The 22,720-nt window shown below is 40.6% G+C and carries 18 protein-coding genes, 1 tRNA gene, 1 pseudogene and 1 riboswitch; of the genes and pseudogenes, 8 read left to right on the forward strand and 12 right to left on the reverse strand.

Going from position 1 to position 22,720, the window contains the following annotated elements; genetic code table 11:
• Nucleotides 1-15: 15 nt before the first annotated feature.
• From ACQK2H_RS16160 to ACQK2H_RS16175, 4 genes are all read left to right on the forward strand, one after another.
• On the forward strand, nucleotides 16-1,200 hold the full coding sequence (locus ACQK2H_RS16160; protein WP_425392415.1) for a CapA family protein: 1,185 nt from the start codon (nucleotides 16-18) through the stop codon (nucleotides 1,198-1,200).
• 17 nt (nucleotides 1,201-1,217) lie between these two features.
• Nucleotides 1,218-1,553: a MerR family transcriptional regulator gene (locus tag ACQK2H_RS16165; protein WP_425392416.1), complete on the forward strand. Its 336-nt coding sequence runs from the start codon at nucleotides 1,218-1,220 to the stop codon at nucleotides 1,551-1,553.
• 3 nt (nucleotides 1,554-1,556) lie between these two features.
• On the forward strand, nucleotides 1,557-2,651 hold the full coding sequence (dprA, locus tag ACQK2H_RS16170; RefSeq protein ID WP_425392417.1) for a DNA-processing protein DprA: 1,095 nt from the start codon (nucleotides 1,557-1,559) through the stop codon (nucleotides 2,649-2,651).
• A gap of 127 nt (nucleotides 2,652-2,778) precedes the next feature.
• Nucleotides 2,779-5,181, forward strand: a complete 2,403-nt coding sequence (locus tag ACQK2H_RS16175) for an ABC transporter permease (RefSeq protein WP_425392418.1) — start codon at nucleotides 2,779-2,781, stop codon at nucleotides 5,179-5,181.
• An 8-nt stretch (nucleotides 5,182-5,189) separates the two neighbouring features.
• Here the strand turns inward: ACQK2H_RS16175 and ACQK2H_RS16180 are convergent, their stop codons facing one another.
• The 5 genes from ACQK2H_RS16180 to ACQK2H_RS16200 are packed head-to-tail and all read right to left on the reverse strand — an operon-like array spanning nucleotide 5,190 to nucleotide 11,086.
• The gene (locus ACQK2H_RS16180) at nucleotides 5,190-6,035 is read right to left on the reverse strand and encodes a hydroxymethylglutaryl-CoA lyase (RefSeq protein ID WP_425392419.1); all 846 of its coding nucleotides are present in this window, start codon (nucleotides 6,033-6,035) and stop codon (nucleotides 5,190-5,192) included.
• Between the two features lie 36 nt (nucleotides 6,036-6,071).
• A complete protein-coding gene (gene metF / locus ACQK2H_RS16185; RefSeq protein WP_425392420.1) occupies nucleotides 6,072-7,025 on the reverse strand; it encodes a methylenetetrahydrofolate reductase [NAD(P)H] in 954 nt (317 codons plus the stop codon).
• Nucleotides 7,026-9,719 (reverse strand): methionine synthase, encoded by a 2,694-nt coding sequence (gene metH / locus ACQK2H_RS16190; RefSeq protein ID WP_425392421.1) that lies wholly within the window; start codon nucleotides 9,717-9,719, stop codon nucleotides 7,026-7,028.
• Nucleotides 9,716-10,069: a four helix bundle protein gene (locus ACQK2H_RS16195; protein WP_425392422.1), complete on the reverse strand. Its 354-nt coding sequence runs from the start codon at nucleotides 10,067-10,069 to the stop codon at nucleotides 9,716-9,718. The genes metH and ACQK2H_RS16195 overlap by 4 nt, the downstream gene beginning before the upstream one ends.
• A gap of 3 nt (nucleotides 10,070-10,072) precedes the next feature.
• A complete protein-coding gene (locus ACQK2H_RS16200; protein ID WP_425392423.1) occupies nucleotides 10,073-11,086 on the reverse strand; it encodes a homocysteine S-methyltransferase family protein in 1,014 nt (337 codons plus the stop codon).
• A 45-nt stretch (nucleotides 11,087-11,131) separates the two neighbouring features.
• A riboswitch (SAM riboswitch) is annotated at nucleotides 11,132-11,243 on the reverse strand.
• Nucleotides 11,244-11,302: 59 nt separating this feature from the next.
• On the opposite strand from ACQK2H_RS16200, the gene ACQK2H_RS16205 reads away from it, so the two are divergent.
• On the forward strand, nucleotides 11,303-12,208 hold the full coding sequence (locus tag ACQK2H_RS16205) for a Ppx/GppA phosphatase family protein (protein WP_425392424.1): 906 nt from the start codon (nucleotides 11,303-11,305) through the stop codon (nucleotides 12,206-12,208).
• A gap of 167 nt (nucleotides 12,209-12,375) precedes the next feature.
• Here the strand turns inward: ACQK2H_RS16205 and ACQK2H_RS16210 are convergent, their stop codons facing one another.
• From ACQK2H_RS16210 to ACQK2H_RS16230, 5 genes are all read right to left on the reverse strand, one after another.
• Nucleotides 12,376-13,773 (reverse strand): ATP-binding protein, encoded by a 1,398-nt coding sequence (locus ACQK2H_RS16210; RefSeq protein ID WP_425392425.1) that lies wholly within the window; start codon nucleotides 13,771-13,773, stop codon nucleotides 12,376-12,378.
• A gap of 563 nt (nucleotides 13,774-14,336) precedes the next feature.
• Entirely contained in the window at nucleotides 14,337-16,808 is a 2,472-nt protein-coding gene (locus ACQK2H_RS16215) for a YbcC family protein (protein ID WP_425392426.1), read from the reverse strand.
• Between the two features lie 6 nt (nucleotides 16,809-16,814).
• Nucleotides 16,815-18,482 (reverse strand): proton-conducting transporter membrane subunit, encoded by a 1,668-nt coding sequence (locus tag ACQK2H_RS16220; RefSeq protein ID WP_425392427.1) that lies wholly within the window; start codon nucleotides 18,480-18,482, stop codon nucleotides 16,815-16,817.
• Nucleotides 18,483-18,516: 34 nt separating this feature from the next.
• The gene (locus ACQK2H_RS16225) at nucleotides 18,517-18,762 is read right to left on the reverse strand and encodes a hypothetical protein (RefSeq protein WP_425392428.1); all 246 of its coding nucleotides are present in this window, start codon (nucleotides 18,760-18,762) and stop codon (nucleotides 18,517-18,519) included.
• Between the two features lie 21 nt (nucleotides 18,763-18,783).
• A complete protein-coding gene (locus ACQK2H_RS16230) occupies nucleotides 18,784-19,158 on the reverse strand; it encodes a hypothetical protein (RefSeq protein ID WP_425392429.1) in 375 nt (124 codons plus the stop codon).
• A gap of 95 nt (nucleotides 19,159-19,253) precedes the next feature.
• Here ACQK2H_RS16230 and ACQK2H_RS16235 point away from each other — a divergent pair.
• Nucleotides 19,254-20,164: pseudogene (locus ACQK2H_RS16235) on the forward strand (LysR family transcriptional regulator).
• 27 nt (nucleotides 20,165-20,191) lie between these two features.
• Entirely contained in the window at nucleotides 20,192-21,205 is a 1,014-nt protein-coding gene (locus ACQK2H_RS16240; RefSeq protein WP_425392430.1) for a metallophosphoesterase, read from the forward strand.
• Nucleotides 21,206-21,244: 39 nt separating this feature from the next.
• On the opposite strand, the gene ACQK2H_RS16245 is transcribed toward ACQK2H_RS16240, so the two are convergent.
• A tRNA-Met gene (locus tag ACQK2H_RS16245) sits at nucleotides 21,245-21,317 on the reverse strand.
• A gap of 46 nt (nucleotides 21,318-21,363) precedes the next feature.
• Entirely contained in the window at nucleotides 21,364-21,807 is a 444-nt protein-coding gene (locus ACQK2H_RS16250; protein WP_425392431.1) for a YybH family protein, read from the reverse strand.
• A 23-nt stretch (nucleotides 21,808-21,830) separates the two neighbouring features.
• Between ACQK2H_RS16250 and era the strand changes: the two genes are divergently transcribed.
• Nucleotides 21,831-22,706: a GTPase Era gene (gene era / locus ACQK2H_RS16255; protein ID WP_425392432.1), complete on the forward strand. Its 876-nt coding sequence runs from the start codon at nucleotides 21,831-21,833 to the stop codon at nucleotides 22,704-22,706.
• Nucleotides 22,707-22,720 lie beyond the last annotated feature (14 nt).

Here is a 22,720-nt window from a genome sequence, read left to right on the forward strand (position 1 = left end):
TTTTATTTGTATGCAATGAAAGCACATCACCTTATTATAATCATTCTTTCAGCATGGGCTTGCAAGTCAATGAAAAAAACCACATCATCACCCGTGGTTATTCCGATAGAAACCATTGCTAAGGATGTAGAAATTGATACGATTTACCTGATCACGCAAAAAGGTGATACACTAAAAAGTCTGGATGAGGAAATTACAATCCCACTAGAAAGACTTCTGCCCGATACAGTAACTATTGCGGCAGTAGGTGATATCATGGGTGGTACCAACTTTCCAGATCGATCGTATTTGCCGGGAGGTGATGGTGCTTACTTATGGGATGAGGTAAGACCAATTCTAAAACATGCGGATATCACCTTCGGTAATTTGGAGGGGACCATTCTGAATGACGGAGGAGAGCAAAAAGAATGCAATAACCCGAAATTATGCTACCTCTTTCGTTCGCCAGAATACCTGGCACAAAATTTTGTAGAGAGTGGATTTGACTTAATGAGTGTGGCCAATAATCATGCGAATGACTTTGGTGAAACCGGTAGAAAAAATACCCAACGTGTGCTTGATTCGTTAGGCATAGCTCATGCCGGATCAGTGGATCAACCATTCACCATCACCAAAATAGGTCACCTGAAAATTGGTTTTTGTGCCTTCGCGCCAAATCGGGGTACGGTAAGTATCCACCAGTATGAAAACATCAAATCAACCATCCAACATCTGGACACATTGACTGATATAGTCATTGCCTCCTTCCATGCTGGAGCCGAGGGATCTAAACACCAACATGTAACCAGAGAGAGAGAATATTATTACGGAGAGGATCGTGGTAACATTTATGAGCTCGCACATCTCATGATTGACAATGGCGCAGATGTCATCTTAGGTCATGGTCCACACATTGTTCGTGCGATAGAAGTTTACAAAGAACGAATAATTGCATACAGTCTGGGCAACTTTCTCACCTACGGAAGATTTAATTTGAGAGGTTTGGCAGGAGAAGCGCCTATCCTGGAGATTAAAACTGATGCGACGGGTAGGTTCCTCACAGGTAAAATTCACTCATTTCGACAAAGTTATTCGCGTGGACCAAGAAATGATTTGAATCTTTCTTCTATAAAAACAATCCAACGATTATCTTTGGATGACTTCCCTGAAAATCCAGTGACCATCGATGATAAAGGGAACATAGTTTATCTTGGTAATTAAAAGCCTATTCACCTACAGTGCCCTACAAGGAAAAGGAAATTGAAAAGAAGTACTACACCATCGGTGAGGTAGCCGATGAATTGGGTGTAGCCACTTCACTTATCCGCTTTTGGGAAGGTGAGTTTGACAACATCAAACCTAAGAAAAACCGGAAAGGGAACAGACAGTTTACCAAAGATGACCTTCAAAGTGTCAAATTGATTTATCATCTGGTAAAGGAAAAGGGCTATACCCTTCAGGGTGCCAGAGACTTCATTGCGAATGGTGGCGAGACCACATCAGATAAAATGGAGATGATCGAGTCCCTCAAAAAAATCAGAAAATTTCTTACTGAGCTTAAGCAAGAGCTGTAATAGATGTCAGAAGAATTGGTTTTCCAGATAGCGCTGGAGCTGATTCCAGGTGTTGGCAACAAAGCCACGAAACAACTCATGAGTTATTGTGGATCAGCAGCTGATGTCTTCAGATCTTCCAAAAGCAAGCTGCTCAAAATACCGGGTGTTGGGGAAAAAATGGCTGAGGTCATAAAACAAGCTAGCCCATTTAAAGAAGCAGAGGCAATACTGGAATCGGCAGAAAAAATTGGAGCTGATGTACTTCATTACACAAATCCTAATTTTCCAACCAGACTCAAACAAGTACCAGATGCCCCTAACATCATTTACAAAAAAGGGGCTGGAGATTTAAACCCTAAAAAATCAATTGCGGTAGTAGGCACAAGAAAGGCTACCGAGTACGGAAAGAGCATTACTGACAAAATTGTTGGAGACTTATCCAGTCTTAATGTAACAGTCATCAGCGGTCTCGCTTACGGAATTGATATACAGGCGCACAAAGCCAGCTTAAACAATAACACTCCAACATTGGCAATCCTGGCAGGAGGGCTAGATCGAATTTACCCATCGGTACATAAAAAGTACGCAGAGCAGATGCAGGAAACCGGAGCTATTATAACGGAGAGTATACCTGGCACCAAGCCAGATCCTCATCTATTCCCCGCAAGAAATCGAATCATAGCAGGAATGACAGATGCAACCATTGTTGTAGAAGCCGCCGCAAAAGGAGGAGCATTAATTACAGCTAACATAGCAGACTCCTACAATCGGTTAGTTTTTGCTGTACCCGGGGATGTGGGGCATACCTTTTCAGAGGGAACCAATAAGCTTATTGCCACTCAAAGAGCGCTCATCTATACCGGTATTGAGGACCTAATCTACCATTTGAATTGGGATATTTCAAAAGAAGATGAGGCTCCTAAAATAATGCCTGAACTCACCGTAGAAGAACAAAATATTTATGAGCTACTCAATGAGAATAGAACCGCACTTGAGATTGATCTGATTGCTATGAAAACGCAGATCCCGATTAATCAGGTTGCTTCTCACCTGTTGAGCCTGGAATTTAAAAACCTGGTGAAAAGCATGCCCGGAAAGAAGTTTGGAGTGGTTTAATGTTCGCTTTTCCGTCCGATTTTGAACATTAAAATTGAATAGAATTTCCATAAGTAATTGATAATCTGTCACTTTTCACTTATGGCATAGTATTGTTAGTAGATCGATGATCTAAACGCAACTAACTATGCTTAAAAACTTCATCATTACTTCTTTCAGAACATTCAGTCGAAATAAAACTTATTTCGGACTTGGACTGGTTGGGTTATCATTAGGCATTTCATGTGTCATTGCTATTTATACCATTGTCAATTTCAATTCCAACTTTGATACACATCAAAAGGACCGTGATCAATTCTACCGTATTGTAGGAGATTATCACATTGGCGATGAATCAGGCACTACGTCAACTGTGCCCCATCCATTAGCCAAAGGATTGAGAGAGGAGCTATCAGATGTGGTCGCTATCTCCAACCTTTTCATGCTTAATGATCAGGTGAATATTCCATTGCCTGATGATCAGCTCAAGAAGATCAGGCAGGAAAAGATGGGGTTTGTGCAGTCAGACGCTTTTGACATCCTGACCTTTGATTGGACCGTAGGTGGTCCTGAGTCTTTCGGACCCGATCAGGTTTACCTATCCGAATCAACAGCTAAGAAGTTTTACGATGTTAATTCTGATTTCCAATCAACAATCGGACGAACAATCATAATCGGAAATAAACACACTTTAAGAGTTGCAGGGATCTACAAAGATTTCCCAAGAAAAACAGATTTCCCATTTACCATGATAGCCAGCTACGAAAAGCAAGAGGGACTAAATCCGTACTTCGGACCAGAAATCTGGGGAAGGCTGAATGGAGGCACGCAATGTATTTTGAAAATACATAAAGATGCCGACCCAGTCCTGGTGCAGCAGAATGTAAATGCAGCCTTTAAGAAACACAATGTGATTGATGGATACACCTTGAGATTACAGTCACTGAATGCTATCCATACTGAGCCAATACAGAATTACAGTGGGATTTCATTTGAAAATCACTATAAAATCTTATCCTACAGCATTGCTGTTTTCCTAGCGATGATTGGTGCTATTAACTTCATTAATCTATCAACAGCAAGAGCAATCAAGCGTGCAAAAGAGGTGGGGATCAGAAAAGTGATGGGAAGCCAGCGAATTCAGCTTATTGGCCAGTTCATGATGGAAAGTCTTGTGATTGTTCTGTTCTCACTACTTATCGGTTTTGGTCTTGCAGATCAAATCCTGAGGCTATTTGGAATAATAGGATTCGAAATTAGTATTGCTGAAATAGCTCTTATGGATTGGGTCATTTTCTCATCTGTTGTAGTTGTTGGTATGACACTTTTTTCTGGCTTCTACCCTGCTATGATTCTATCAGGATTTTCACCTTTAAATGCTATCAAAACACGGGTATCAAATATCGACCGACAAAGTAAAGTCCCCCTAAGAAAAATGTTAGTGGGTGTACAGTTCGGCTTCTCTATTTTATTGATCATCAGTGCGACTGTCATTTTCTCACAGATGAAATACATGAAAAGTTTTGACATGGGCTTTAAGAGTGACGACATCATAAGCATGACGTTCCCTGAGCCTGATTTTGAAAAGCAACACCGACTTCAAATGCTCATGGAAGCTGAGCCTGAGATCTCCGGAGCTTCGCTGAACCTGGGTAGTCCGGTTGCCAGAACAAATAACACGGATAAATATTTTAATCCGGAATATAGCAATGAAGAGCTGATCACAATCAACACGAAAAGTATTGATGAAAAGTATCTTGACTTATTCGATATTCAATTGATCAGTGGAAGAAACATAAGTGCCCAGGAACCTGATGGAAATGTTTTGGTAACTGAGAAAGCGCTGGAAAAATTAAAGCTCGGAAACTCACAAGAAGCACTTGGAAAAACCATTGAGGCAAGCTGGGGAGGAAAGTTCAAAATCGTAGGTGTGGTGGATGATTTTATGGTGCGTTCGTTAGCTGATGAACAAACCCCTGTCATGCTCGGGTATCGCAAAGACGGATTTTATGAGCTTGCCGTGAACCTATCCACCTATGGAAAGGAAGATATGCAAGCCACCTTGAAAAAGATTGAGTCCATTTGGGATCAGGTGTACCCTAACCTGTTGATTCAATATGATTTTCTGGATGAGCAAATCAAGAATCGCTACCGATTCCAGGATGTGATGGCCAAATCCACTACCTTCTTTGTGGTAATCGCTTTGATTATTACCATCCTGGGACTCTATGGACTTACCGATTACATGGCTAATTCGAAGAAAAAAGAAATCGGAATAAGAAAAGTAGTAGGTGCTGAAGTCATGCAAATCATTCGAATTTTTCTCAAGGAAGTAATGGTTATACTCACTATTGCATTTCTTATTGCTGCTTCAGCCGGATATTGGTTGATGAATCAATGGTTAAATGGATTTGAATACCGCATCACGTTTGGCTGGGAGATCATTGCAGCAGCTCTTGGTTCCATCCTTCTTATCGCAGTGGTGACCATGGGTTATCGTTCCTATGCTGCTGCCACTATCAATCCGGTGGACGTGCTAAAGGACGAATAAAAACACAACTAGCCAAATACTGAAGGGGCCATGGTTATGGCCTCTTCAAATTTTTTCTCATTTATTCCCGTCTCAACCTCATTTTCATTGAGCCATGAAAGCATTACTTCAGTAGCCATATTACCTGTTAAGTCATCTTTAGCCATTGGGCAACCACCAAATCCTTTAATTGCTCCATCCATTCTACGGCAACCAGCTTCATAAGCCGCTTTTACCTTTTCTTTTATCGTGCCGGGTGTGGAATGCAAATGAGCGCCAAACTCAATATGCGGGAATTTAGGAATCAATGCCTCGAATAGCGTAGTGATATTATTTGGTTCAGAAACCCCAATCGTATCTGCCAGCGAAATAATCTGAACTTCCATTTTGTCAAGCCTGTCCACAAACTCACCCACATAATCCATCTCGTAAGGATCACCATAGGGATTTCCAAAACCCATGGATAAGTATACGACCAATACTTTCTCATGATCCTCAGAAATTTCCTGCATTTCAGCTAAATCATTAAAAGCGTCATTAATAGATCGATTGGTATTTCGTTGCTGGAAAGTTTCAGAAAGCGAAAGTGGGTACCCCAGATACCTGATCTCATCAAACTGGCAAGCATCCTTTGCTCCCCGGATGTTAGCGACTATGGCTAGTAATTTTGATTTGGTTTCTGCCAGATTCAAACCCGCTAATACTTCAGCAGTATCTCTCATTTGAGGAATAGCCTTAGGTGAAACAAAGCTTCCAAAATCGATGGTCTCAAAACCAACTTTAAGTAGCTGATTAATGTAATTGACCTTGGTTTCTGTAGGGATGAAGTCATGCAGTCCCTGCATGGCATCTCTGGGGCATTCAATGATTTTCATCAAGTATGGGGTGCTGTTTTTATTTTGGATGCTAAACTAAAAAAACTCCTTCGCTATTCTTTGAATGGCATCTGATTTTCCCATGCTATAAAAATGAATAACCGGAGCTCCATACGCTATCAACTCCCGACACTGTTGAATTCCCCATTCTATTCCAAGTTCTTTTACTTCTGCATTATCCTTACATTTTGTAATCTCCTGTTCTAATTCATCCGGAAGGTCAATCTTGAATATGTTCGGAAGTATGGTTAAGTGCCTTTTCACAGCCACAGGTTTAATTCCGGGGATGATCGGAACATTGATACCAATCGCTCTACAATCTTCAACAAATTTGAAATACGCGTTATTGTCAAAGAACATCTGCGTCACAATATACTCAGCTCCTAAATCGACTTTTTTCTTTAACCATTTCAAGTCAAAGTTCATATTAGGAGCTTCAAAATGCTTCTCCGGATAACCGGCCACCCCAATACAGAAATTGGAAGGAATGGCGTTTTGCAGTTCTTCATCCAGGTATTCACCTTTATTCATTGCTGCTATTTGCTCAACCAGGTCAGAGGCATAAGCATTTCCGTCAGGTTCAGGTTTGAATTCTCGCTCTGACTTGATATTATCTCCCCTAAGAGCCAACACATTATCAATCCCCAGAAAATTAAGGTCGATCAACGCATTCTCTGTTTCTTCTTTTGAAAAGCCTCCGCAAATAATGTGGGGAATTGCATCGATTTGATAATGGTTTTGTATAGCAGCACAAATACCCACCGTTCCCGGTCGCTTCTTGATGCTTCGCTTCTCTAGCAATCCATTTTCTCGTTCTTTGTACACATACTCCTCCCGGTGGTAGGTCACGTCAATGAAAGGTGGGTTGAACTCCATCAAAGGATCGATCTGATCAAAAAGGTTTTTGATACTGTCTCCCTTTTTGGGTGGAATGATCTCCAGTGAAAAAAGTGTTTTATCTGCGTTTGCTATATGTTCGGTTACTTTCATTTACTTATAATTCAAATTCGGCGCTAGCCATTTTTCAACCTCCTCTACTTTCATTTGTTTGCGATTGGCATAATCCTCCACTTGATCTTTCCCAATCTTTCCGAGCCCAAAATATTTCGAGTCCGGATGTGAAAAATAAAATCCACTAACTGCAGCTGCAGGATACATTGCATACGATTCTGTAAGTGTGATGCCTGTATTTTTCTCTACTTCCAGCAGATCAAACAGCGTTTGTTTTTCGGTATGATCCGGGCAGGCTGGATAGCCGGGTGCCGGACGAATGCCCTGATATTTTTCTTTAATCAAATCATCATTTGACCACTTCTCATCATTCGCATATCCCCACAATTCCTTTCTTACTTTCTCATGCATCAACTCCGCAAAAGCTTCAGCCAATCGATCAGCCAGGGCTTTGGCCATGATCTCCTTATAGTCGTCATGCTCAGCTTTGTATTTTGCAATCAGGGCTTCAATGCCAATTCCGACAGTCACTGCAAACCCTCCCAAATAATCAAGTTGATTTGGATCTAAGAAGTCTGCCAATGAAAGGTTGGGCACACCAGGAGCTTTCTTTCCTTGCTGTCTTAAGAAGTGAAACTGGTGATCATGTCCAATGACCTGAACATCATCCCCTTCTCTACTCACCTCGAAAAGACCAGCTACTCCTTTGGCTTTCAGCGATCGATTTTTGATGATCTCGTCAAGCATTTCTTCAGCATCTTTTAGTAGCTTCTTTGCCTCGTCTCCTACGGTAGGATTTTCCAAAATGGCCGGATATTTCCCTTTTAGCATCCAGGTAGAAAAGAAAGGCGTCCAGTCGATATACTTTCGGATTTCTGACAGATCATAGTCATCAAAAATGGTGATTCCTGATTTATTTGGATTAGCAATTGTGTGCTCTGACCAATCAATAGCTAACGCATTTTGCTTAGCTACATCATATGGAATATAATTTTTAGCCTCCGTTCGGGTGGCATGATCGGAAGCCAGGTCCTTATACTCTGATTTTATAAGCCTGCTGTATTCATCAGATTTATCACTTAATAAATTGGTCGAAACACCAACACTTTTTGAGGCGTCCAACACATGCACAACCGTTTGATCATACTTTGGGGCAATTTTCACTGCGGTGTGAATTCTGGAGGTTGTGGCACCACCTATTAGCAGTGGCGTTTTCATCTTGCGGCGATTCATTTCCTCAGCCACATTGACCATTTCATCCAATGATGGGGTAATCAGTCCACTCAAACCAATGATATCTGCACCAATTTCCTCTGCACGATCAAGGATTTTATCTGCGGGTACCATCACACCCATGTCTTCGATATCGAAGTTGTTGCATGCCATCACCACACCCACAATGTTTTTCCCAATGTCATGCACATCTCCTTTTACAGTTGCTAGAAGTATCTTTCCTTTCGTATTTCCGGAAGCTTTTTCTTTTTCAAGGTACGGAGTTAAATAAGCCACAGACTTTTTCATCACCCTGGCGCTTTTAACCACCTGGGGCAAGAACATTTTTCCGCTTCCGAACAAGTCTCCTACGATATTCATCCCATCCATTAGAGGGCCTTCAATCACTTTCAAGGGGCTTTGATATTTCAGACGAGCCTCCTCTGTATCTCCCTCAACAAAATCAATGATTCCCTTAATCAGGGCATGTGACAAACGATCTTCGACGGATACCTCTCTCCAGCTTAAGTCTTCTACTTTCTTTTTGCCTTCTCCTTTTACATTCTCTGCAAATGCAAGCAGTCTTTCTGTAGCATCTTCTCTCCGATTCAGCAAAACATCTTCTACATGCTCAAGCAAGTCTTTAGGTATTTCATCGTATACTTCAATCATTCCGGCATTGACAATACCCATATCCATACCTGCTTTAATGCCATGATAGAGAAAAGCAGAGTGCATAGCCTCTCGTACAATATTATTTCCACGAAATGAAAAAGAAACATTACTTACTCCTCCACTTACTTTAGCTCCCGGCAGGTTTTCTTTGATCCATTTCGTCGCTCTGAAAAAGTCAACCGCATTGTTGTTGTGCTCGTCAATGCCAGTGGCGACTGGAAATATATTCGGATCGAAGATGATATCCTGCGGAGGGAAGTGGACTTGATCAACAAGAATACGATAGCATCTTTCACAAATCTCAATACGTCTTTCATACGAATCAGCCTGTCCTTTTTCATCAAAGGCCATTATCACCACTGCAGCTCCGTATCGCTTGACCTTCCAGGCCTGTTCGATAAACTCTTCTTCACCACCTTTCAGACTAATAGAGTTGACAACTCCTTTGCCCTGGACGCACTGCAAACCAGCTTCGATAATCTCCCATTTAGAAGAGTCTATCATGATTGGAATGCGTGCGATCTCTGGTTCAGAAGCGATGAGATTTAAAAATCTGATCATCGCCTTCTTTCCATCAAGCATCCCTTCATCCATGTTCACATCGAGGATTTGGGCACCTCCACGCACCTGATCCAGTGCTACATCTAACGCCTCGTCGTACTTGTCTTCAGAAATGAGCCTGGCAAATCGTTTCGATCCGGTCACATTGGTACGCTCACCGACGTTGACGAAGTTAGATTCGGGTGTGACTATTAAGGGTTCAAGGCCCGAAAGAATTAGAGGTTTCATTACTTGAGTCAACGGCTGTCCGTCAACTGTCGACTGATATGCTGTTGAATCATTCATCGTAATCCCTTTTTCAAAGCCTGAATCATAATGATAATCTCCTCGGTTTCTCTGTAAAATCTATCAAAGAACTGCTCGGAAATAATATTTCTTCTTCGGCCAACATATAAACATGAAATCACTTCAATGCCGGATCGTTGAGCATAACCTAGAAACTTAGCAAATTCCTTATTTGATTGTCCGGTAGATCCTTCAGCAATGTTTAAGCAGATTGAATCAGTAGCTCTTTTTAGCTGCGATGTAAGTATAAATCGTTCATCAGATGGAAACATTTTTGTTAGCTCATCAATATCGCCTGTCAGTTCTAAGGCTCTTTGCCAAACTCTTAAATTTTCAAATTTGAATGCCATTTTTTAACTGATTAACTGTTGACTATGGACTAATTGCCGTGGACTGTAGCCTTGCGCAAGCTTGGCTATCGCCGCAATATGCTCCGGTGTAGTTCCACAGCACCCTCCTATAATATTTACAAGACCTTCTTCTAGAAATTCTTTGATTTGATCAGCCATCATCTCCGGTGTTTCATCGTATTGACCAAATTCGTTGGGCAGACCGGCATTTGGGTGTGCACTGACAAAAAAGTCAGCCTTGTCTGCAAGCACTTTCAAGTAAGGTCTAAGTTGAGCAGCACCCAGTGCACAATTCAACCCGACACTTAACAAATCCATGTGCTGAATAGAGATAAGAAATGCTTCAGTTGTTTGACCTGAAAGTGTTCGCCCGGATGCGTCCGTTATGGTGCCGGAGACCATCATCGGAATATCTATTTTCCGCTCTTCTTTAATTTCATCAATTGCAAACAGAGCTGCCTTAGCATTGAGGGTATCAAAGACAGTCTCTACCAAAAGCATATCTACTCCCCCGTCTATTAAGGCTTCTGCTTGTTGCTTATATGCAATACGCAGCTCTTCGAACGTGATCGCCCGAAATCCGGGATCATTTACGTCAGGAGAAAGGGAAGCTGTCCGATTGGTTGGCCCCATCGCTCCTGCTACAAAACGAAGCTTGTCGGGTTCCCTTTCAGTGAATTCATCCGCAGCTTCGCGGGCGATTTTCGCCGATTGATAATTCAATTCATATACCAAATCTTCCAACCCATAATCTGCCTGAGCAATAGTTGTTCCTGAAAAAGTGTTGGTTTCGGCGATATCAGCGCCAGCATTAAAATATGCTGCATGAATATCTTTTATTATATCTGGTCTAGTAATGGAAAGGAGGTCATTGTTTCCCTTCAGCGATTTGGAATGATGCTTTAGTGCTTCGTTTCTAAAGTCTTCTTCTTCCAGTTTGTGACGCTGAATCATGGTACCCATGGCTCCATCGAGCACCAGGATTTTCTGATGTAAAAGTTCTATTAGTTTCTTCATTCTCCGGTTTAAAGTTTACTTACCAGAGAAAGTTCCGATCGGATTCGCTCATCTGCTCCCGTGCTCGCGGGATGGGAAGTAGCACCGGAAATCACACGTGGTAATCAGGTTGCTAAGACGTCACAGGGCCCAGTCCCTCGGTCTTTCTTGATAAGTAGTGCAAATATATCAGAATTTAATTCCTCACAAATATTCACGCATTACCTTTAGGCAAAGATGAAATTAGCGGCGATAGATATCGGTTCAAATGCGGTAAGATTACAAATCACCAAGGTGATTGAGTATGAAACGGTGATCACTTTTAAAAAGCTGGAGTATGTGCGTTTTCCGCTTCGTTTGGGTCATGATGTGTTTTCCGAAGGTCGCATCAGCGAATACAATGAGGAGCGTTTCTTCAAATTAATGACGGCATACAAAAACCTGATCGATTTGTATGAGGTTAGTGGCTATTTCGGATGTGCTACCTCTGCAATGAGAGAGTCTGAGAACGGGAAAGAAATTGTAGATAAAGTCAAAGACAAGCTAGATCTGGATATTGAGATCATCTCGGGAGAACAAGAAGCTGAGATGATCAATAAAGTAATCCTGCAAGGGCTGGACGATGGACATTACATCCACATTGATGTTGGTGGTGGTAGCACTGAACTCAACATCTATGAAAAGCATGAGAAAGTTTTCGCTCACTCCTTTAAGATTGGTTCAGTACGAACGCTGGAAGGAAGAGATACACCGGAGGCTTGGGAAGAAATGCGACGATGGGTGTCTCAGCACGCCTTCAAAAAAGGAGAAAAAATCACTGGAGTAGGTACGGGTGGTAATATTAATAAACTATTCGAACTGTCTAATCCCGAGAAAAAGACTCGTAAAATGTCGCTTCATACATTAATGCGAACGCAAGACATTTTGAAAAATTTATCTCTTGATGATCGATTGAACAAACTTCAACTAAACCCTGACCGGGCAGACGTAATCATTCCGGCTTCTGATATCTATGTGTCAGTCATGCAAGCTGCCAAAGCCAAGAGTATCATTGTTCCGGATGTGGGATTAAAAGATGGTATCAATTATCACTTATATCAAACTCACCATCCTGAAAGCGAGAAAGTTTTTGTGAGAAATTAAGGCATCCTGACTTTAATATTCCACCCAAGAAATCAACATGGGATATCTATGTAACTAACCTGCAATAAAACACTCAAAACCGTTAACTTTCCACTTGAACATATCTAACCTGTCAGAAACAACGTTTTACAAGGATTTGTGTTGTTATACGAAATTAATGATTCCTTCTAGTCCTGATATAGACTACCCAAAGCATTCTTTCCAACAACATATGCATAAACACTATTTGGAACTATCAATAGATCCTCCCTGTCATCAAAAATCGTTCGACTCGTAACTATCCCTTTTTCGATACTATTCTTGTTCATAAAAAATTTCAACTTGTCAACTTTTGGAGAATCAGACCATTTAACTTCCAACGCCCAATATGCTTTTTGAAAATTTGTACTAAGCTGTATTAAGTCGACTTCACCTTCTTTCCCGTTCCTCTTCCAGTTTGCATACCTCAAATAATTATGTTCTCTATGAAGGTATTGAGCAAATACAGCTGTCTCGACCAAATGAGGAAATCTTTCATCATTCATTTCAATCTTACCGAAAAGGCCAGTAAACAAACTTGGGTTAGTCAAGTAAACCTTGAACTGAGTGATATTTTTAAATCGCTTTGCAGTTACATCTACTCTGTGTAATACTTTAATTAGAAAAGCAGATTCTAAATACTCGAGGTATTTCTTAACTGTTTTAATATCCGTTTTAGTTTCTTGTGATACACTTTGGAAGTTGAGAATTTCACCTGTCCGGTATGATAAAACATTAAAGAACTGTTGTAGCTCAAGGGTGTTCTCAATCCCAAATAGACTTGGCAAATCCTTCATGATGACCTTATCAGTAATATCTTTCTGAATCACCCTTTCAGGATTCTTAACCTCATCTTTATTCAACGCAATTTCTGGGAATCCACCAAAATTGATATAGTCATAAAAGTGATTGTTAAGTTCCTCAATATTCTCTGTCCGGAAGAATGATCTTGGTCCACCAAAGTCTACATTTACTTCCTCCAATAAGCTGTCATAACCATTTAAATCTATATACTCAGAAAACGTAAGCGGAGGTAAAAAGAAATCACTAAATCTCCCTGCTCCACTTTCAATACTCTTCATTCTTAAAGCTGCTGCTGCACTACCACTGGCCACAAATTTTGTATTCCTATTTCTATCAACCAATACTTTGAGGTGAATTTCCCAATCTTTGAAATACTGGATTTCGTCAAAGAAAATATAACATCCTTCAATATCAATATCCTGAGACTGAATGGCCAGTTCAATTAATTGATCAAGCGCAATATTTGTATAGAGTGGCGTGTCCATACTGAAGTAAAGGATTTTCTCGGGATCTATGCCTTCTTCAATTAAATCTTGAATAGCCTGATACATCATTACGGTTTTACCAATTCTCCTTGGCCCCATTAGAACAACTGCTCTATGAAGAGTCTGCTGTTTAATTAGAGAATAAAAACCTGGATAATATCTACGCTTACTCAACTCGCAAAATGGTACTGGCTCATTTTGCCACCAAACATGATCTTTTTTAATTCTCCCAGATAGAATTTTTTCATCAAATGCCATAATGCAAATAAAAGTATAATCATCCCGAAATATTAAGAAATATTAAAATTTCAGGACGCAAATACCATAATCTGCACATAATGAATTAATTAATTGATTATTAGATACTTAAGTAGTGCATTTTTTCTATGATCCGGTAATCAATAGCAACAAAGAAAAAGAAGCGTAATAACAATATGGTCGCATAATCTAACTTATCCATCTGCAAAACCTGCAAAACTTCTCTCTGCCGCCTTGCCTTTGTCGGCAGGCAGGCAAGAAACTGATGTGCTTTCTGTTACCTTCTGCTCTCTAGAAGCTTCGCGAAGGCACGGTGGGAGTTTTTGCCCGTATTGCAAAGTGCTTTCCTGATACCTGCCTCGGCAGGCAGGATTTGAATGTACCGGCAGATAAGCTACTTTTATCGCAATTAATTAAGCTCGGAGGCCACAAGCATTTTACCTGAGCGTTCAATTCTCCCTACATACGGAAAAGTGATTTTTATTTTTAACAAAAAACCCTCAAGATTGACATCTTGAGGGTGCAAGTCCTACTTACAGACTTACTTACTCTACTACTACTTATTACTCAACTATTTCCCATTCTAGATTTCCAATGTATTTGTACTTCACTTTGCCTTCATCATTGATGGCAAAAAGGAAGATCCATTGGTTATCACAAAGATTCCGTATGCTTTCATGCTTACTTAAAATCTTACTTATTTCATCAACAGGAGCTTCAATGATCACATTTAAACGTTGTGGTTCGTGCTGATACTTATCACCATCATGAACCGATTGCCATGGTAATCCGACACGAAGATCCCCTCCAAATCCCTCCAAAACACCTACACCTCCTACTACGTTATGCAGCGTCTTATTACCTGATCCAAATCGCTTATTATCGACAGTCGATGCATAGTATTGAAGGTTTATCCAGCTGGTAACCACCATTGGAGCAGTCATAATGGTTTCCAGCACTCCAAACCCTTCGTCCTTCCTCCAGGTGTAGTTATGCATAAAAGCCTTAGCACCAAAATCTAACTGCTTTGTGCGCTCACGAGGAGCAATTATAAAGGACGAGCATCCCGCAAGCCCCCATTCCGGACGAACCTGAGACCAATCCTTACTGCGTTGAATAATCTCTTTTGTAGGATCTGCTGCTTTGATGTCCATCCGTCTGGCACGTTCTCCTCTTGCTTCTTTACCTGCAATTTTCAATGCTTCTTTAAGCTTATTCAAAAGATCAGTATGCCATGAAGAAACCTGAATTGATCCGTCAAAAATTGTTACCTCATCTGTGGTAGTATCATGAAGTGCAGGAAGAAAAATTGTAGATCTAGGTATTTCTAATCCATCTGCTTTTAACTTTTCCCTCACTACCATATCATTCAATACAGCGGCAGCCACCTTGGCATTTACTTCACCGGAATGGCCACCACATGCTCCACAATCTAAGCCGGTAGCATGAGGGTTGTTCACTGTTGAAGCGCCATGACCCGTAACCAAAACAATAGGAGCAAAATTATCTGTTAATGACATGGCCTTTAGAGCTGATGAAGCCATTGCTACTCGATCCTGCAATGAAATCCCAAAGCGCTCACCCTCAAGACCCATCCGCTCAACATCCACTCTTTTACTGGCAATCTGTTGGTTATTCATGCCCTTTTCACCTGAAGACGGTGTAGGGCGTGTGATCCCAAATGAGTCCGTAATAAGTTTTGGGAGAAAGAACAATCCTAATGGACTAACAAACCCAAAACAACTGATTGCTCCCGACCTAAAGGATTTCCATGCTTTGGCAATATGATATTTCAGCTTAATCCCATTTATCACCTCACGGTTTTTTGATAGGTCGGTTAATCTTTCTTTTACCTTATGTGTAGGCGCTATCAACACCGGACACTGTGCTTCACCCTCATCGTAGGCGAGCGATTGATACTTTATTGGGAATCCGAAAAATCCCGCAAATCCTAACGTTTCAATATTACTATGAGCAGCTTCTAGTTTCCGCCTGAATAACTCTGACCTTACATCGATGCAAAATATGGCCTGAACATCTGGCAATGACTTGTTTCGCCTACCTGCTTTTTGATCGTTAATTTTTCTAATGATCTGTCGCTGATTGGATATATCAAATGACTGCTGAAGGATTATTCTTTGTTGTAGGTTGACGTTGATTTCATCATTTGAAATAAGACCAACACCTTCTTGTTTCGCCTGACTCCAGGAAGAATTTAGCTGCTTATAACTTAGTGTCTCCAATAAGCACAACTCCCACACGAGCATGATTGAAAGAAACTCTTCCAGCACCTGGCTTTTTCTACCCTTCAGATTTGCATCCCAATCTATTCTGGCAGCAAAACCAGCCCATCCATTCATTTTCATTACCAAAGCATTTAGGTAATGATCCATTAGAATCTCCGGTATATCTAATCTCTCAAGAGCGATTGAAGTTGCATCTAAATAGTTGTCCGGAAGTTTATTGATGGTTTTTCTAAATCCTTTAAGGCCCATAGCTTCCGGGGCGAAATCCACTGCCGCCTCTCGTTTCCAGGCAGCAAAAAGTGATGTTGTATTATTGGCCGTATTCCAAATTGCTTGGTTATTATCGAAGTAGGCTGACGCCCAGAATGAAATACGGTCAACCATGAATCTATGCCATTTTTTCCCGTTTATCTCACTCGCAACATCAACCACGGTTTTAACATGAATATCATCAGATGTTCCATCCTGTGCGTGTACCTGCTGAAGAAACTCATCTACATCAATCCCTGATGTATTACCTACCTTATCTAATGCCTCTGATATGTCTGATCTGATGATTTTTCCTTTTCTAATAGCATCCAAGTAAAAGGACTTAGGTAGTGTTCCTTCTGCTTTCCCACTTACATGTAGGAAGTTCATCGCATAGGTAAACTCCATGTCAGACATCCCCATATAAGGATTAACAGCCACAAAATTTTCAAGGGACCAAAGAGGTGCGATTTTCCGAGATCCTTTTTTTAGGATTTCACCAACCTCTGTTTGATTGAGTACGATTTGATCAGTTGTCATGATTTTTTAGTTACTAAGAAGTAATTCTCTTTCAGATAAATTCAGCGACTGAAGTTCACTAACCTCATCCAATTGCTCCGATTCCTGAACAGTTAGATTCGCCCATTTGAATTTCTCATTTTTCAGGGAGCCTATCATTCGATCGAAGATCACATTGGCATATAGTCCGTTCCTTAGATGAACACCTAGCTGATAACCTATTTTAGAATTCCTCCATTTAAATGCTATCAGTTGAATTCCAAGTACTATTGAATAGCAGGCAATCAATATGATTCCAGCAGCCTTTATTAGCCAAGCTGGCTCGCCAAAAGCCGGGAGCTCGGTGGCCATTAACAATCGTGACCCGTGCTCAAGATTGAAAAAAACGAAAATCACAGAAGGAGTTATTACCGATGAAGCAATCATCGATTTAAGTCTTCCTTTCGTATCTAAAGTGGCAACCATTACCTGACTTAAGCCCATTACGATAATCGCACCAATTAGCATCAAACTAAAATCGGAATCCGGACGAAGACCCCAGGCATAGCAGAATGCTGCATAGACAGCAAGTGGAAATAACAGACTCACCGAAACCCTCCAAAAGCTGCCGATTCTCTGAGGTAGTTTTATTTTACTGGATCTAACTCGATCAACCACACTACCAGATGATAAAAAGGAATGTGCTTTATAAAAGGAATGTGCCACCACGTGAAGGATAGCTGCTGAGTAAATTCCAAACCCACATAATAAAAGAGAAAACCCCATATGAGCTACACTCGAATAGCCCAGCGATACCTTAATGGAAGGCTGGGTGAGATAGATAATGGATGCGAGCATAGCTGTAAGACCACCAATGCTTATCAGCAATAAAGAAGCTGTGGTAGATTCAATCATCAAATAGCTCATACGAACCATCAAAAATGGACCCGCATTAAGTAACCCTGCATGAAGCAAAGCTGAAACAGGAGTTGGGGTTTCCACTACTTCTATCAACCACCCATGCGTGGGAAACTGTGCAGACTTTAATATAGCGGTAATAACCAAAAGGACTGACGCCCAGGTTAGCATCGTATTCAAGCCACCCCCACTCTCTACACTTGAAAAGATTTGCTGTAAATCCCCCGTACCAAAAGATAGATAGATCAGGGCAACAGCCACCAGAAGGCTAGCATCACCCAATCGTGCTACTATGAACTTCTTTCGAGCTGCTGCAATTGCTTGAGGTCTGTTTCTGTAGAAGATCAATAAGTAATGTAAGCATACACTGGTAATGACCCAGAAAACAAGAATCTGAAATAAGTTTCCTGAAAGTACAAGTAACTCAACGGATGCAATGGTTGTTGAAAGTCTTGCAAAAAAGACACCTTTCCTATGATCACCATCCAGGTAATTGGCACTAAATTTCAAAATAACAAATCCAAGTATGGAAATCATCGTGAGCATGGTCATACTTAAAGCATCCATACGGATAGAAAAACCAAGACCTTTGAAACCAACCAAAGGTGATTGTAGGGAGCCTGTGGCAATGACAATGCAGGCACTGATACAAGCTATCAGAATTCCAACCAATCCCACCTGCTCCGCTTTCCGGTAAGTAAAGAGGGATTTATTGGTGGGTTTTACCAGACACAAGCCTGCATATACAAAAAGTATGACAGGTGCCAGAACTGGAATGATCGTATAAAATTCTTGCATGATTTAATTTTTATGCGTGAGGTCAACAGTTTTCTTAGATGCTTCTTACGATCCGTTGAGCCCTGTATTCCTTGGATTGATCTTTTGAATTTGCTAAGGCAAAAGCAATCATGAAAATGACCGCTGCTGAAGAGCCTACAAGTGCTCCATATGTAAACCCGGATTCAATAAGACTAAATGAAGCAGGACCATCCAGGAGATTGGTGAGGAAAGCACCAACCTTGGCACCAAAAGCCGCACCAAAAACAAATCCTACAAGAACGTATCTGAAGTTTTTCATTTGATTCATCATTTTGTTCTCTTACTCTGTAATTTCAACTTTGAGTGTGCGCGTGTAGGTAATGGTTTTACCCAATTCTTCTGCTTTTAACAGGAAGCTATGAAGGGTCATTTGAGAAATACCTTCAAGCTCAAATTCATTCTGAGAAGTACGATTCATTTCAAGTTTTTCCATTTCACCTTTCTGGCGAACCACTTCCATAAATAGCTCTTCCAAATCCGGTGATTCAGACTGCTTTTTCTTTTTAAGCTCCTCCGTCATAGGGCTCGTTTGTGTATTTACCGTACTCATTGAGAGTGTTAGCTCATCATTCGTGTTGGAGGCTTTTACATAGTCGCTGTTATCAGATTTTTCTCTTGAATCAGTAACAGGCATTGAATTCATTAAAAGTGACATAACAGTTTATTTTTTTTTATTGATAATGCGAATGTAGAGGGATAGATTCATAAATTTTTATTTAATTTTATTATGTATTACATAAACATAAGTAAATGAATTACACACTTCACCAATTAAAAATATTTCTTAAAGTTGCTGATATTCAGAGCATTACAAAGGCGGCAGAGGAATTACATTTAACACAGCCAGCGATCTCAATTCAGCTAAAAAAATTACAAGATCAGTTTGAATTACCTCTGACAGAAGTCATAGGAAGGCAGCTCTATGTAACTGATTTTGGCAAAGAGATTGTAATAAGGAGTCGGAGAATTTTGGATGAAGCAGAAGGGATCAAGTATACCATCGACCAATACAAAGGGCTACTAACAGGTAAAATTAAAATCTCTGTTGTGTCAACAGGCAAGTATGTAATACCCTACTTCTTGAAAGACTTTATGGACACATATCCAGGCGTTGAAATTTCAATTGATGTGTCTAATAAAAACAAGGTGATCGAGGGACTTCATAGAAATGAAAGTGATTTTTCATTGGTCTCAGTAGTTCCGGATAATCTTCATGTAGTGGCAGTAGAGCTCATGGAGAATCAGCTAAACCTTGTCGGAAATATTGAATACAAAGACAAAGTCAAACGACCAAAAGATCTTGAGAAAGTCACACTTCTTTTTCGCGAAAAAGGCTCAGCTACTCGTAATGCAATGGAGAGCTACCTGGAAAAAAAAATATCAAAGTGAATAAGTCGATGGAGCTCGTCTCAAATGAGGCGGTGAAACAAGCAATAAATGCCGGATTAGGTGTTTCAATTGTGCCACTTATAGGTCTCAGAACTGCGCTAGCAAGAGAGCATATCACACTACTTCCGTTGCAGGGCCTTCCAATTATTACTCGATGGAACCTGATTTACAATAAAGGAAAGTCACTTACTCCTGCACAGGAAGAATTGATAAGATACATGGAGGAACATAAAGAACGATTGGTTGAAAAACACTTTAGCTGGGCTAAATAAAATATCCCTCTTACTTATATTCATGGAATGATTCATAGATTGACTACAATACTGGCTCTTGTAATATCTGCTAGTTCTCTGACTGCTCAAGTCATCAATGACGGCCCCTACATTTTCATTGAAAATAAGCAGCTCATACAGAAGCAAATCATTAATGGAGAAGTGGTTACCCAAGAACTGAAAATGGATACTTATGATACCATATACCATGCTAAACCCTCCATTTTCACAGGGATTGATACTATTGCTGCTTTAAGTGATATACATGGTCAATATGATCTGGCTGTTGAAATCCTTCAAAACAATCAAATCATTAACGATGAACTAAACTGGAGTTTTGGAAACGGTCACCTGGTGATTGTAGGAGACATTTTTGATCGTGGGCCTAAGGTCACGGAGATGCTGTGGCTAATATATAAACTTGAAAAACAAGCGGAAATAGCCGGAGGAGCGGTGCATTATTTACTGGGAAATCATGAGTATATGGTGCTGCACAATGATCTGAGATACCTACATGAAAAATACCCGATAGTTTCAGGGTTATTACAAACTGAGTATGATGACCTGTTTGGAGAAAATACAGTCCTTGGTCGGTGGTTGCGATCGAAGCATACTATACTAAAGATCAACGAAAACCTTTTTGTGCACGGAGGTATTTCTCGGGATTTCATAGCTGAAGCTGGCGTTGATATTAAGGCAATTAATGAAACTATGAGAGCATCCATAGACCGAAGTAAAGAAGAGATGAAAGCCACTGATTTCTACAGTACTTATTACGGCAGTAAAGGTCCTATTTGGTATCGCGGCTATTTCTATGACCCCATCCCTGAACAATCGATTGATAGCATTTTATCAAAAATCACGTCGGATCATATTGTTGTTGGACATTGCTCCAATGAAGAAGTTGTCAGTAGGTACAATAACAAAGTCTTTGGGGTTGACTCCAGTATCAAAAAGGGTGAATATGGAGAAATCTTATTCTTGTTAGGTGATAGGTATTACCGTGGAACGAAAGTGGGGGATATAATTGAATTTGAATAAAAAAAACCGATTCATTTCTGAATCGGTTTTGATTGCTAGTAGCGGGGACAGGACTCGAACCTGTGACCTTCGGGTTATGAGCCCGACGAGCTACCAACTGCTCCACCCCGCGATATGAGTGCAAAATTAGATAGAATAAATTGATTCGCAAAAGAATTTCAATCTTCCTCTCTAATTCTATTCCAGATGTCCAGGTATATCTTCCAAACATCATTTTCTTTCCTCCAGACAATCACATATTTGCCCCGCCAATTTGATTCTTGTTCGCCATTGGAAGATGTCCCTTCATAGTATCCATAATCGTACGCTTCATCACCCAACACTTTGATTTCTACCGGTGTGATCTTATGAAAAGTTGTCTGCCAGGATCTTTCTGCAGGTGGATTCCAGTAATTGGCCAGATCTTCTCCTTCAAGGATATCCGTATCTGACGGAAATATTTTAGCATCAGAGGTGTACATCTCTACTACCTTCTCCCGCGCTCCGGCCATGAGGTGTTTCGAAAATTGAGCTATTTGAGATTCAATAGCTTTGATTTCTTTTTCCTGTGCATTGGTAGCTATGGATGCAATCAGTATTAGTATGGTTAGGGTAATGCGCATAGTTTTGTGTTTGAATGAGTGAAATGAAAGACTTTAAATCCGGGTTCGTCAATATCATCGGACGGCCCAATGTAGGTAAATCCACCTTACTAAATGCACTGATGAATGAGAAGATCGCCATTACCAGTAGCAAGGCACAGACTACTCGTCATCGAATGTTTGGGATTTTGACGAAAGAAAACTACCAGATCGTATTTTCTGACACCCCGGGAGCCATAGATCCGGCATACAAACTTCAAGAAAAAATGATGGGATATGTGCGTACTGCCCTTGATGATGCGGATGTGATCCTTTTCATGGTTGCGCTGGAAGATAAAAATGAGTACCCCGAACTTATCGAGATGGCACAAAGAGCAGAAGCTCCGGTCATTTTTTTGATCAACAAAACAGACACCAGCAAGGGCTCACAGGCTTTTGATAAAACTGCCTACTGGAAAGAGCTGTATCCTGATCTTGAGATCATGAATATTTCCGCTTTGGAGCAAAAAGGGACTAATGAACTGTTGGGGAGAATTTTAGAACTACTCCCAAATCACCCGGCCTATTTCCCAGAAGATGAAATTACTGATAAAAGCGAGCGGTTCATTTGCGAAGAAATCATTCGTGAGAAAATTTTCATGAATTATCAACAAGAAATTCCATATAGTTCAGAAGTAGTAGTCACCAGTTTTAAAGAAGAAGATAAAATCATCCACATCGATGCTGAAATATATGTGGAACGTGACAGTCAGAAAGGCATCATCATTGGTAAAAAAGCCGAATCCATCAAAAAAGTGGGAACCCAAGCTCGAAAAGACATGGAAGCATTCTTCGGTAAGAAAATTCATTTGCAAACGTTTGTTAAAGTTGAAAAGGACTGGCGGAAAGATGACCGGAAATTGACTAGGTTTGGATACTAACTAAGTCAAAAATT

The sequence above is a fragment of the Ekhidna sp. genome, from assembly GCF_965228795.1.
Classification (GTDB): domain Bacteria; phylum Bacteroidota; class Bacteroidia; order Cytophagales; family Cyclobacteriaceae; genus Ekhidna.